The sequence below is a fragment of the Acetobacter pomorum genome (assembly GCF_002738225.1).
Classification (GTDB): Bacteria; Pseudomonadota; Alphaproteobacteria; order Acetobacterales; family Acetobacteraceae; genus Acetobacter; species Acetobacter pomorum.
Window position 1 is genome coordinate 1 of the sequence record NZ_PEBQ01000017.1, and the last position, 333, is coordinate 333.

Annotated in this window: 1 pseudogene; it reads left to right on the plus strand. The window is 53.8% G+C overall.

The window, feature by feature from the left end:
- Positions 1–51: 51 nt before the first annotated feature.
- Positions 52–333: pseudogene (locus CSR02_RS16735) on the plus strand (hypothetical protein); the annotation flags it as partial.

Below are 333 nucleotides of genomic sequence, written 5' to 3' on the forward strand. Positions count from 1 at the left end.
GGTTTGAGATCAGTACCACTCGGATGTGATATTTATGAACGCGGAACGTCTGTGGACGCTCTCCACGCTGCATTTGAGCAATATCAATGGTTGGTTAGGCCAACGGATACGCAACGCAACGCCATAGAAGAGGCTTCAGGTTGGCTCAGCAAGCATAGTGTCAGATTAGGCCCTCTTCTTGGCTCTGCCCGGGCCTTTCATGCCTGGATAGAAGCAGGACATGTTCGTGCCCCGATGCGCGCCGCATTGATCCGCCACTGGTGCCTGACCAATGTTCTTCATTTTCCGCTTCCCCTTGTTGGAGCCAGATCCTTCGTACCGGAAGCACCTTGG